We start from the raw sequence: 13,186 nt of genomic DNA on the forward strand, positions 1-13,186 counted from the left end.
GCGTGGCTCCGGGGGCCTTTCTCGGCACTACTGGCTTCGTCAGCGGTAGTCGCGGCCGAAGTCGTAGTCGTCCAGCGGGACCGCGGCACCGGTGCCCGTGCCGAAGACGTCCGGCGTGTAGTAGCCGTCGTCGTAGCTCGGGATCGCGTACGCCGCCGCACGCGCCTCCTCGGTCGGCTGCACCTGGATGTTCCGGTACCGGTTGATGCCGGTGCCGGCCGGGATCAGCTTGCCGATGATCACGTTCTCCTTCAGGCCGATGAGCTTGTCCGACCGGCCGTTGATGGCGGCGTCGGTCAGGACTCGCGTCGTCTCCTGGAAGGAGGCCGCGGACAGCCACGAGTCGGTCGCGAGCGACGCCTTCGTGATGCCCATCAGGACCGGGCGACCGGCGGCGGGCTCGCCGCCCTCGGCCACGACGGCCCGGTTGCCCGACTCGAACTCCGCGCGCTCGACGAGCGAGCCCGGCAGGAACTCGGTGGCACCCGAGTCGATGATCGTCACCCGGCGCAGCATCTGCCGGACGATGACCTCGATGTGCTTGTCGTGGATCGCCACGCCCTGGGCGCGGTAGACCTTCTGGACCTCCTGCACCAGGTGCAGCTGGGCCTCGCGCGGACCCATCACGCGCAGCACCTCGTGCGGGTCGGGCGTGCCCTCCAGCAGCTGCTGGCCGACGTGCACGTGGTCGCCGTCCTGGAGCGGGCCAGTGGCCGTGTTCGCGAGCCGCTGCCGCTTGGACAACTTCTCGAAGAGGATCTCCTCCGACCCGTCGTCCGGGATGAGGGTGATCTTCCAGAACCGGTCGCCGTCCTCGATCCGCACCCGGCCGTCGACGTCCGCGATGGGCGCCTTGCCCTTCGGCACGCGGGCCTCGAACAGCTCCTGCACACGGGGCAGACCGGTCGTGATGTCGTCACCGGCCACACCACCCTGGTGGAAGGTGCGCATCGTCAGCTGCGTGCCGGGCTCACCGATCGACTGGGCGGCGACGATGCCGACGGCCTCGCCGACGTCGACCAGCTGGCCGGTCGCCATCGAGCGGCCGTAGCAGGACGCGCACACGCCGACCGCGGACTCGCAGGTCAGCACCGAGCGGACCTTGACGCGGGTCACGCCCGCCTCGACGAGCGTGGCCAGGGCCGGGTCGCCCAGGTCGGCACCGCGGTTGAGGACGAGGTTGCCGTCCTTGTCCGTGATGTCCTCGGCGATGGTCCGCGCGTAGACCGAGGTCTGCGCGAACTCGGCCAGCACGACCTTGTCGCCCTGCCGCTCGCCCACGGTCATGTTCACGCCGCGGGAGGTGCCGCAGTCGACCTCGCGGATGATGACGTCCTGCGAGACGTCCACCAGACGACGGGTCAGGTAACCCGAGTCGGCGGTGCGCAGCGCGGTGTCGGCCAGGCCCTTGCGGGCACCGTGCGTGGCGATGAAGTACTCCAGCACCGACAGGCCCTCGCGGAACGAGTTCTTGATCGGCCGCGGGATGTACTCGCCCTTCGGGTTCGTCACCAGACCGCGCATACCCGCCAGCGAGCGGACCTGGGTCATGTTGCCCGCCGCCCCGGACGCCACGATCATGCGGATCGAGTTGTCCTCGGGGAAGTTGGCCTCCATGACCTCGGCGACCTCTTCGGTGGCCTTGGTCCACACCTTGACCAGCTCGTTGTTGCGCTCCGTGTGGGAGAGCTGACCGCGCTGGTAGCGCTTCTCGACCGCGTCCGCGAGCTTCTCGTACTCGTCGAGGATGCCCTGCTTGGCCTCGGGGACGAGCACGTCGGAGATCGCGACGGTCACGCCGGACCGGGTGGCCCAGTAGAAACCGGCGTCCTTCAGCTTGTCCAGCGTCCGGGCGACGGTGACCATCGGGTACCGCTCGGCCAGGTCGTTGATGATCGTGGCCTGCCGCTTCTTGGGCATGACCTCGTTGATGAAGGCGTAGTCCTGCGGCAGGACCTCGTTGAACAGCACGCGACCGAGGGTGGTCTCGGCCAGCCACGGCTGGCCGGGCTCCCAGCCCTCCGGCTCCTGGCCCTTGGGCGGGTTCTTGTCCGTGATCCGGATCTTCGCCATCGCCTGCAGGCCCAGGGCCTTGCGGTCGAACGCCATCAGCGCCTCGGCCGGCGAGGAGTACGCCTGGCCCTCGCCGATGTCGCCCTCCTTGAGGCGGGTCAGGTGGTACAGACCCGTCACCATGTCCAGTCGCGGCATGGCCAGCGGCTTGCCGGACGCGGGCGAGAGGATGTTGTTCGACGACAGCATCAGCACGCGCGCCTCGGCCTGCGCCTCGGCGGACAGCGGCAGGTGGACCGCCATCTGGTCACCGTCGAAGTCGGCGTTGAACGCCTCGCAGACGAGCGGGTGCAGCTGGATGGCCTTGCCCTCGACCAGCTGCGGCTCGAACGCCTGGATGCCCAGCCGGTGCAGCGTGGGCGCGCGGTTCAGCAGCACGGGGTGCTCGGTGATGACCTCTTCGAGCACGTCCCACACGGCGGGGCGCGCGCGCTCCACCATCCGCTTGGCGGACTTGATGTTCTGCGCGTGGTTGAGGTCGACCAGCCGCTTCATCACGAACGGCTTGAACAGCTCCAGCGCCATCTGCTTGGGCAGGCCGCACTGGTGCAGCTTCAGCTGCGGGCCGACCACGATGACCGAACGGCCGGAGTAGTCGACGCGCTTGCCGAGCAGGTTCTGGCGGAACCGGCCCTGCTTGCCCTTGAGCAGGTCGGACAGCGACTTGAGCGGGCGGTTGCCCGGACCCGTCACCGGCCGGCCGCGGCGGCCGTTGTCGAACAGCGCGTCGACGGCCTCCTGGAGCATCCGCTTCTCGTTGTTGACGATGATCTCGGGCGCGCCGAGGTCGATCAGCCGCTTGAGGCGGTTGTTCCGGTTGATGACGCGGCGGTACAGGTCGTTCAGGTCGGACGTCGCGAAGCGGCCACCGTCGAGCTGCACCATCGGGCGCAGGTCCGGCGGGATGACCGGGACGCAGTCCAGGACCATGCCCTGCGGGTTGTTGCGGGTCGCCTGGAAGGCGGCCACGACCTTGAGCCGCTTGAGGGCGCGCAGCTTCTTCTGGCCCTTGCCGCTGCGGATCGTCTCGCGCAGGACGTCGGCCTCGGCGTCCACGTCGTAGTCGCCCAGCAGCTTCTGGATGGCCTCGGCGCCCATGGCGCCGGTGAAGTAGTCGCCGTAGCGGTCGTACAGCTCGCGGTAGAGCATCTCGTCCGCGATCAGCTGGGCGCGCTCCAGCTTGGTGAAGGTGGACCAGATCTCGTCGAGCCGGTCCAGCTCGCGCTGGGCGCGGTCGCGGAGCTGGCGCATCTCGCGCTCGCCGCCCTCCTTGACCTTGCGGCGCACGTCGGACTTGGCGCCCTCCGCCTCCAGCTCGGCCAGGTCGGCTTCCAGCTTCTGCGCGCGGGCCTCGACGTCCGCGTCACGGCGGTTCTCGACGCGCTTGCGCTCGACCTGCATCTCGTTCTCGAGCGTCGGCAGGTCGTTGTGGCGCAGGTCCGCGTTCACGCCCACGATGACGTAGGCGGCGAAGTAGATGATCTTCTCAAGGTCCTTGGGGGCCAGGTCGAGCAGGTAGCCCAACCGGCTGGGGACGCCCTTGAAGTACCAGATGTGCGTGACGGGCGCGGCCAGTTCGATGTGGCCCATCCGCTCGCGGCGCACCTTGGCGCGGGTCACCTCGACGCCGCAGCGCTCGCAGATGATGCCCTTGAAGCGGACGCGCTTGTACTTGCCGCAGTAGCACTCCCAGTCCCGGGTGGGACCGAAGATCTTCTCGCAGAACAAGCCGTCCTTCTCGGGCTTGAGCGTGCGGTAGTTGATGGTCTCGGGCTTCTTGACCTCGCCGTAGGACCACTGGCGGATGTCGTCCGCGGTCGCGAGACCGATGCGGAGCTCATCGAAGAAGTTGACGTCGAGCACGTCTACTCTCTTCCCCTTTTTTGTTTCGGTGCTGCTCGGGAGCTGGCGGTGCGGTCACCGCGGGACGCGGGAGGCGTCCCGCGGTGACCGGCGAGGTACTAGTTGACGACGTCGTCCACGGACGGCGACTCGGACCGCGACAGGTTGATGCCGAGGTTCGCGGCCGCGCGCTCCAGGTCTTCGTCGTCGCCGTCGCGCATCTCGATCGCGGCGCCGTCCGAGGACAGCACCTCGACGTTGAGGCACAGCGACTGCAGCTCCTTGAGCAGCACCTTGAAGGACTCCGGGATACCCGGTTCCGGGATGTTCTCGCCCTTGACGATGGCCTCGTAGACCTTCACGCGGCCGAGCACGTCGTCGGACTTGATGGTCAGCAGTTCCTGGAGGGTGTAGGCGGCGCCGTACGCCTGCATCGCCCAGCACTCCATCTCACCGAAGCGCTGACCACCGAACTGCGCCTTACCGCCCAGCGGCTGCTGCGTGATCATCGAGTACGGGCCGGTCGAGCGGGCGTGGATCTTGTCGTCGACCAGGTGCAGCAGCTTCAGGATGTACATGTAGCCGACCGACACCGGGAAGGGGTACGGCTCGCCGCTGCGCCCGTCGAAGAGCTGCGCCTTGCCGTTCTCCTTGACCATCCGCTCGCCGTCGCGGTTCGGGACCGTCGAGCCCAGCAGGCCCGTGATCTCGTCCTCGCGAGCGCCGTCGAAGACCGGCGTGGCGGTCTTCGTGCCCGGCTCGACGTCGTACAGCTCCGCCGGCAGGTTCTTCGCCCAGTCCGGGTCGCCGTTGATGCTCCAGCCCTGCTTGGCGATCCACCCGAGGTGGGTCTCCAGCACCTGGCCGATGTTCATACGACGCGGGACGCCGTGCGTGTTCAGCACGATGTCGACCGGCGTGCCGTCCTCCAGGAACGGCATGTCCTCGACGGGGAGGATCTTGCCGATGACGCCCTTGTTGCCGTGGCGGCCGGCGAGCTTGTCGCCGTCCTGGATCTTGCGCTTCTGGGCGACGTAGACGCGGACCAGCTCGTTCACGCCGGGGGGCAGCTCGTCGTCGTCCTCGCGGCTGAACACGCGGATGCCGATGACCTTGCCGTACTCGCCGTGCGGCACCTTCAGCGACGTGTCGCGCACCTCGCGCGCCTTCTCGCCGAAGATCGCGCGGAGCAGGCGCTCCTCCGGGGTCAGCTCGGTCTCGCCCTTGGGCGTGACCTTGCCGACCAGGATGTCGCCGGGCTGGACCTCGGCGCCGATGCGGATGATGCCGCGCTCGTCGAGGTCGGCCAGGACCTCCTCGGAGACGTTCGGGATGTCCCGGGTGATCTCCTCGGCGCCCAGCTTGGTGTCCCGCGCGTCGATCTCGTGCTCCTCGATGTGGATCGAGGTCAGGACGTCGTCCTGCACGAGGCGCTGCGACAGGATGATCGCGTCCTCGTAGTTGTGGCCCTCCCACGGCATGATCGCGACGAGCAGGTTCTTGCCCAGCGCCATCTCGCCGTTCTCGGTGCACGGGCCGTCGGCCAGCACCTGGCCGTGCTGCACCCGGTCGCCCTCGTTCACGATGGGCTTCTGGTTGATGCAGGTGCCCTGGTTCGAGCGGCGGAACTTGTGCAGGCCGTAGGTCTGCCGCGAGCCGTCGTCGGCCATGACCGTGACGTAGTCGGCGGAGATCTCCTCGACCACACCGGTCTTCTTGGCGACGACCACGTCACCGGCGTCGACCGCGGCGCGCAGCTCCATGCCGGTGCCGACCAGCGGGGACTCGCTGCGCAGCAGCGGCACCGCCTGGCGCTGCATGTTCGCGCCCATCAGGGCGCGGTTGGCGTCGTCGTGCTCCAGGAACGGGATCATGGCGGTCGCGGCCGACACCATCTGGCGCGGCGAGACGTCCATGTAGTCCACGTCGGCCGGGTCGATCTGCTCGACCTCGCCGCCCTTCTTGCGGACCAGGACCTTGGCCTCGAGGAAGTTGCCCTCGGTGTCGATCTTGGCGTTCGCCTGCGCCTTGACGTAGCGGTCTTCCTCGTCGGCCGTCAGGTAGTCGATCTGGTCGGTGACCCGGCCGTCGACGACCTTGCGGTACGGCGTCTCGATGAAGCCGAACGGGTTGACCCGCCCGTAGGAGGACAGCGAGCCGATCAGGCCGATGTTCGGGCCTTCCGGCGTCTCGATCGGGCACATGCGGCCGTAGTGCGACGGGTGGACGTCGCGGACCTCCATGCCGGCCCGCTCACGGGACAGACCGCCGGGGCCCAGCGCCGACAGGCGGCGCTTGTGGGTCAGGCCCGCGAGGGGGTTCGTCTGGTCCATGAACTGCGACAGCTGGGAGGTGCCGAAGAACTCCTTGATCGCCGCCACGACGGGGCGGATGTTGATCAGGGTCTGCGGCGTGATCGCCTCGACGTCCTGGGTCGTCATGCGCTCGCGCACGACGCGCTCCATGCGGGAGAGGCCGACCCGGATCTGGTTCTGGATCAGCTCGCCGACGGTGCGCAGGCGGCGGTTGCCGAAGTGGTCGATGTCGTCGACCTCGACGGGCACCTCGGTCTCGCCGGGCTTCATCGTCGTCTCACCGGCGTGCAGGCGGACCAGGTACTCGATCGTCGTGACGATGTCGTCCTCGGTCAGCACGCCCGTGGAGATGGGGCTGTCCAGGCCCAGCTTCTTGTTGATCTTGTACCGACCGACCTTGGCCAGGTCGTAGCGCTTGTCCTTGAAGAACAGGTTCTCCAGGAGGGCCTGCGCGGACTCCTTCGTCGGCGGCTCGCCCGGGCGCAGCTTGCGGTAGATGTCGAGCAACGCCTCGTCGGTGCCCGCGGTGTGGTCCTTCTCCAGCGTCGTCAGCAGCGTCTCGGAGAACGAGAAGCGCTCGCGGATCTGCTCGGTCGACCAGCCCAGGGCCTTCAGCAGCACGGTGACCGGCTGACGGCGCTTGCGGTCGATGCGCACGCCGACGGTGTCGCGCTTGTCGACGTCGAACTCCAGCCAGGCACCCCGGGACGGGATGATCTTGACGCTGAAGACGTCCTTGTCGGTCGTCTTGTCGATCGCGGTGTCGTAGTAGACACCCGGCGAGCGGACGAGCTGGGAGACCACCACCCGCTCGGTGCCGTTGATGATGAACGTGCCCTTGTCCGTCATCATCGGGAAGTCACCCATGAACACCGTCTGGCTCTTGATCTCGCCGGTGGTGTGGTTGGTGAACTCCGCCGTGACGAACAGCGGGGCCGCGTACGTCATGTCCTTGTCCTTGCACTCCTCGGTCGAGGCCTTGACCTCGTCGAAGCGCGGGTCGGAGAAGGAGAGCGACATCGAGCCGGAGAAGTCCTCGATCGGGGAGATCTCGTTCAAGACCTCCTCGAGGCCGCCCGTGGGGGCCTCGTCACCCTCGTCGACGCGGCGCTGGAACCACGCCTCGTCGCCGGTGAGCCATTCGAACGACTGGATCTGCAGGTCGAGCAGGTTGGGCGTCTGAAGCGGTTCGTGGATCTTCGCGAAAGAGACTCGCTTCGGCGCTCCGGGAATCCCCGACGTGGAGTTGGTCGCAGCAGTGGCCTTGGTCGCGCGAGAGATCGCCAAGATGCGTCCTTCCAGGGACAGGTAGCTGGCTAGTCAGCGGAACTAGCACGGCTGTCAAGGGTGCGGCGATGCCCGGCAATCCAGCTCTCGGCGAAGGGCAAACGGAAAGAGGGCAGCGCAAAGGGGCAGTCTAGCCGCGCGCATGCCAACTGTCGAGAGGCACCCAGAAGGTCCTTTCTCGTGCTCACCGACAGAGTGACCCCGCCGACGCCCGCAGTCAAGATGCCACGCGGCGATCACCCCACTGGCGCAAGCGGTCATAACGCGGCGTTATCGCGCTGACCTGCGAAAATACACCGACGTGAGCAACGTGATCCGTTGGCGGGTCCCGCCGGGGCATCGGGAGCCCGTGGCGATTTCGTTCGGTCACCACCCCAAAATGAGTGACGCAGATCACGTTGTGCGGCGTATCAGGAGGGGCTCCGGGGTCCTCAGTGGACGTCCTGGGGTTGGCGGCGCCCCGGCGCGGGTAAGGAGGGGGCGGCGAAGGCGCGGGGAGAGGGGCGGGGGCCGGGGATCAGCACTTGGCGGTCTCGGCCGCCTGGTCCCCGCTCTGGCCGAACATCTCCATGTTGTCGACCTTCCACCGGCCGTCGACCTCCTGCGCGCCGACCCGCATCATCGCGATCCCGCCGCCGCTCTGGTTGTCGGTCGTGCGGGTGGTGACCTGGTCGACGAACAGCAGCACGGTGGCGCGGTCCCCGGACAGCGAGGTCACGCCGCTGGAGACCGCCTTCACGGTGACCACCAGCTTCTGCTCGGGCGCGAGCGTGCGGACCGGGCCGAAGATCGCGTTGTACTGGCACTTGGCCCGGCCGACCAGCAGCTCGTTGGCGGCGTTCTCGGTCGCGGCCACGTCGGCGAAGTCGTAGGAGAACGCCTTCTCGACCGCCTCGCGCGCCTGGCCCGCGACCTCGCTGGTGCGGGCGCTGTCGACGAGGGCCAGGTCGTGGTCGACGGCCCCGGCCCGCGCCTGGAACCACGCGCCGAGCCCGACCAGCAGCGCGGCGAGCACCAGCAGCGAGACCGGCAGGACCAGCCCCGCGCGGGCGGTCCGGCGGACCGGGCGGGGCTCGTGGTCGTCGTCGAGGACGCTCGCCGCCACGGCCTCGCCGGCGCGCCGGCGGCGACCGGACGGCCGGGGGCGGGGGCTCGGGGCGGGGGCCTCGTCGGCGTCCTCGCCGGTCCCGGGGGTCTCGCCGGTGCTCCCGTCGGTCTCGTCGGCGTCCTCGCGGGGTTCGATCAGCCCCAGGACCCGCGGCGAGCCCTCCTCGACCCGGTCGGCGGGCTCGACCCCGGCGGACTCGGCCTCGGTGGGCTCGACCCCGGGCCGGGCGGCCTCGGTCACGGCGTCGTCGGCGGGGCGCCCGGTGGGCTCGACGTGCCCGGCGGGCTCGGGGTGCTCGACGTGCCCGGCGGGCTCGACGGGCTCCGGGCGCTCGGCGGCGGGCTCGGTGCGTTTGCGCAGGCCGGCGACGCGGGGGCGACCACCGGTCGGGGTGGACGGGACGGGGCGGCGGCGGGACGGGGGCACTGTCATCTCCTCGCGATCACGCGCCGCCGGCCGCGACGGGGCCCAGCGCGCTCAGCTTCCAACCGGCGTCGGTGCGGGTCAGGTCGGTCTGGTACCGGTTGACCTTCTTCACCGCCTGGCCGCCCTCCGGGGTCACCGTGGTCTCCACCACGGCGATGAGGTGCGCCTTCCCGGCCCGCGAGTCGAGCTCGGTCACGGCCGCGTCGAGCACCCGGCTCACGGTGACCGTCCTGGCGTCCTCGATCTGCTTCTTGCGGGTGTCCCGCCCGCTCTCGATCTCCGACCTCAGGTCGCCGGTGGACGAGTCGAGCCACCGGTCCAGGTCCTGGTCGACCTTCTGGTAGTCGAGGGTGGTGAAGTTCGCGATGCCGACCTGGCCGACCCGCAGCACCTCGTCGCGCTCGCGCGAGAACGCCACCGACTCGCTGGACGAGGCGCTCCACCACGACACCCCCGCCCACACGGCGTAGCCCGCGGCGAGCACCGCGAGCACCGCGGCGACGGGCAGGGCCCAGCGTCGAACAGCCATGTCGTCCTCCCTCAGCCCGGCAGCCCGAGCAGCTGCCCCAGGCTGGTCAGCACCGGCGGCTCGGCCGCCTGCCCCCGGCCGGGCGCGGGCTCCTGGCCGGGCTGCGACGTCTCGTTGCCGGTGGGCGTGGTCGGGGTGCCACCGTAAGGCGCGTTCTGGGCGCCCCGCACGGCGGTGGCGCTGCCCCGGGCCAGCGCGCAGTACGCCTGCGTGTTCAGCGGGGCGGGCGAGGTGTCGGTGCCCTGCCGGATCGTCGTGCCCTCGTAGCCCACCGTGCACGGCGGCGGGTCGAACACGTTCAGGGCCAGGCCGAAGTGCGCGCCCGTGCCGTCGCCCTTCGCGACGGAGAAGCCGCCGCCCACCACGATCGGGTAGGTGACGGCGATCTGCTCCAGCCCGTCCAGCCGCGTGACCATGATGTTCCCGGTGGTGAGCAGGTTGGCCAGCACCACGCCCAGGTTCGGCCCGGTCTCCCGGAGCAGGGCGGACACCTGCTCGGCGGCCTGCGGGGACACCCCGATGAGCCGCCGGAGGTCGCCGTCGGAGTTCTTCAGCTGCTCGGCGAGCGCCCGCAGGTCCGCGGAGAACGACCTGATCGCGCTCCCCTGCTGCGCCTGCGTGTCGAGCACCACGAGCCCGCTGTCGAGCAGGGCCTTGGTCTGCGGCAGGTTGTCCGCGGCGGCCCGGGTGAACGAGCGGGTGTTGTCCAGCAGCACCTGGAGGTCGGGCCCGGTGCCGTCGAACGCGAGGGCCAGCTCGTCGACGACGGTCTTCAGCGAGTCCTCGGGCACGGACCGCGCGAACTCGTCGAGGTTGGTCAGCAGCCCGTCCACCGGGGGCGGGGTCTTCGTGGCCGACCTGGGGATGACCGCGCCGGCCGCCAGGTGGGGGCCGTCCTCGCCGCGCGGGCGCAGGTCGACGTACTGCTCGCCGACCGCGGACCGGTTCGCGACCACGGCCTCCAGGTCGGCCGGGATGGGCGGCGCGTCCGGGTCGATGCCCAGGTCCACCTCCAGCCCGTCGGCGGTGAGCCGCATCTGCCCGACCCGGCCCACGGCGACGCCGCGGTAGGTGACCTCGGCGTTGGTGAACACGCCGCCGGAGTCGGCGAGCTGCACCGTCACCACGTAACCGGACGACCCGACCAACCGGCCGAGGCCGGCGTAGCGGGCGCCCACGTAGCTGACGCCGACCAGCGCGATCAGCACGAACGCGATGATCTGCACCTTGGTCCTGCGGGGGATCACCGGCGCCCACCTCCGAGCAGTCCGCCGAGCAGGTCGCCCAACCCGGACTGCCCGGACACGCCCGGCAGCGGCAGGTTCGGCAGCGGGAGCGGCAGCGACGGCGCGGTGCCGGTGATGCCGGGCAGGGACGGCACCGTCGGCAGCGGCGACTGCCGGGACCGGCCCAGGTTGTCGACGACGTTGCCCAGGTCGAGGTCGATGTCGGCGTACAGGTTCGTGTAGTCGCCCTTGATGCCGTCGACCGCCGAGTCCGGGAACGGGTAGGTGAGCAGCAGCTCCAGCCCGTTGGGCAGGTTGGTGCCCGCCTCGACGAGCTTCCGCAGCGTGGGCGTGAGCGCCTTCAGGTCGGCCACGACGTCGTCCTTGGACCTGGTCACCGTGTCCACGGCGACGTCGGAGAGGGCGTCCAGCGACTGGAGCAGCGTCACGAGCTGGGTGCGCTGCTCGCCGAGCACCTTCAGGCCCGGCTCCAGGTTCTCCAGGACGCCGCCGATCTGGTCGCGCTGGGCGTCGAGCGTGCCGCCGAGCCGGTTGAGGCCGTCCAGCGCGCGGGTGATCTCGCCCTTGTGCGCGTCCAGCTCGCCGACCAGGGTGTCCAGGTTCGCCAGCAGCGACTTGATCTCGGGCTCGTTGCCCTCCAGGGCCGCGTTCAGCTCGCGGGAGATGTCCTGGAGCTGGGCGATCCCGCCGCCGTTGAGCAGCATGGACAACGCCCCGAACACCTCTTCGACCTCGGGGTTGCGGTTGGTCCGGTCGACGGGGATGACCGCGCCGTCGACCAGCGAGCCCTCCTCGGCGCCCTCGGCGGGGCCGGCCAGCTCGACGTACTTCTCGCCGAGCAGGGCGGACTGGCGCAGCCTGGCCACGGCGTTGCCGGGCAGCCGCACGTCGCCGTTGACCAGCACGGTCACCTCGGCGGTCCAGCCGTCGGGGGCCAGGCCGATGCGGTCGACCCGGCCGACCGGCACGTCGTCGACCTTCACGCCGGCCTGCGGGACGAGGTCGAGCACGTCCTGGAACTCGACCTTGACCCGGTACGGCCGGTCACCGACGTCCGCGCCGCCGGGCAGCGGCATGTTGTAGACGCCGTCGAAGCCGCCCGAGCCGCAGCCGGCCAGCAGCAGCGCGCCGACCGCGGCGACCGCGAGCCTCCTGGTCACCGCCGCGCCCGTCCCCACCGCGCCCGCCCTCACCGGGGGACCCCGGCGAGCGGCAGGGGCAGCGGCAGCTTGCCCTGGCCGAGGTCGGAGACGATCTTGCCCGGGTCGTTCAGCGGCACCGCGCCGGACAGGACGGGCTCCAGCTGCGCGCACGCCTGGGAGAGCGCGCCGGGCACGCGGCCCGGTTCGACGCCCTGGACCAGCTTGCAGACCAGCACGATCGGCGGCTGGCTCAGCTCGTTGATGTCGGCGCGGGTGTCGAGCGTGCCGGACGCCGCGTTGTAGGCGTTCTGGAGGTTGCCCAGGGCCAGCGGCGCGACGTCCAGGGTCTCGGCGAGCGCCGCCCGCTGGTCGACCAGCACCTGCGTGATGCCCGCGAGCTTGTCGACGTTCGACTTGAGCGCGGCCCGGTTGTCCTGGACGAAGCCCTGCACCAGGCCGAGCGCGGTGGCCAGCTCGTTCAGCGCCCCGCCGAGGTTCTCCCGCTCGTCGGCGAGGAACCCGGCGACGTCGGCGAGCTGCCGGTTGAGGTCGCGCACCTGGCTGTCGTTCGCGGCGAGCATCCCGGTGAACCGCTGGAGCTGGTCCACGGTGGCGAACAGGTCGCCCTGCGAGCCGGACAGCGTGCGGGTGGCGTCGCCGAGCTGCTGGATCGTGTCGCCGAGCGCCTGGCCGTTGCCCTCCAGGTTGTCGGCCGCCGAGTCCAGCAGGTCCGACAGCGCGCCGTCGCGGTTCGCGCCGTTCGGGCCGAGGGCGGTGGTCAGCTCGTCGAGGCTCGCGTACAGCTCGTCCAGCTCCACCGGGGTCGCGGTGCGCTCGCGCGGGATGGTCGCCCCGTCCGCCAGCCGCTCGCCGCCGGTGTAGGCGGGCGCCAGCTGCACGTACCGGTCGCTGACCACGCTCGGCGCGACCACGACGGCCTGCGCGTCGGCGGGCACCTCCACGGTGCGGTCGATCGACATCGTGACCTCGACCGCCGTGCCCCGCGGCTCGACCTCGTCGACCGAGCCGATCCGCACGCCGAGCACGCGCACGTCCGAGCCGGGGTACACGCCCACGGCCGAGCCGAACACCGCCGTCACCCGGTGGCTGTTGGCGCCCGCGAACACCCACCACACGGCGGCGGCGACGACGAGCGCGAACACGCACGCCAGGGCCGCGGCACGGGTGAGGTCGCGGCCGGTCCTGGTGGTCGCCAC

The 13,186-nt window shown here is 70.4% G+C and carries 7 protein-coding genes; all 7 read right to left on the reverse strand.

Features of this window, described 5'->3' with window-relative positions; genetic code table 11:
• Positions 1-39: 39 nt before the first annotated feature.
• The 7 genes from ACRAKJ_RS39315 to ACRAKJ_RS39345 all read right to left on the reverse strand — a co-directional run bounded on the left by ACRAKJ_RS39315 (position 40) and on the right by ACRAKJ_RS39345 (position 13,186).
• Positions 40-3,936, reverse strand: a complete 3,897-nt coding sequence (locus ACRAKJ_RS39315) for a DNA-directed RNA polymerase subunit beta' (RefSeq protein WP_438920490.1) — start codon at positions 3,934-3,936, stop codon at positions 40-42.
• A 98-nt stretch (positions 3,937-4,034) separates the two neighbouring features.
• Complete coding sequence (gene rpoB / locus ACRAKJ_RS39320) at positions 4,035-7,517, reverse strand: DNA-directed RNA polymerase subunit beta (RefSeq protein WP_438920491.1); 3,483 nt, start codon at positions 7,515-7,517, stop codon at positions 4,035-4,037.
• A gap of 517 nt (positions 7,518-8,034) precedes the next feature.
• On the reverse strand, positions 8,035-9,051 hold the full coding sequence (locus tag ACRAKJ_RS39325) for a hypothetical protein (RefSeq protein WP_438920492.1): 1,017 nt from the start codon (positions 9,049-9,051) through the stop codon (positions 8,035-8,037).
• A 16-nt stretch (positions 9,052-9,067) separates the two neighbouring features.
• Positions 9,068-9,580: a hypothetical protein gene (locus tag ACRAKJ_RS39330; protein ID WP_438920493.1), complete on the reverse strand. Its 513-nt coding sequence runs from the start codon at positions 9,578-9,580 to the stop codon at positions 9,068-9,070.
• A gap of 11 nt (positions 9,581-9,591) precedes the next feature.
• On the reverse strand, positions 9,592-10,827 hold the full coding sequence (locus ACRAKJ_RS39335; protein ID WP_438920494.1) for an MCE family protein: 1,236 nt from the start codon (positions 10,825-10,827) through the stop codon (positions 9,592-9,594).
• On the reverse strand, positions 10,824-11,987 hold the full coding sequence (locus ACRAKJ_RS39340) for an MCE family protein (protein ID WP_438920514.1): 1,164 nt from the start codon (positions 11,985-11,987) through the stop codon (positions 10,824-10,826). The genes ACRAKJ_RS39335 and ACRAKJ_RS39340 overlap by 4 nt, the downstream gene beginning before the upstream one ends.
• A gap of 29 nt (positions 11,988-12,016) precedes the next feature.
• Positions 12,017-13,186, reverse strand: a complete 1,170-nt coding sequence (locus tag ACRAKJ_RS39345; protein ID WP_438920495.1) for an MCE family protein — start codon at positions 13,184-13,186, stop codon at positions 12,017-12,019.

This window comes from Saccharothrix sp. DSM 118769 (genome assembly GCF_052936295.1).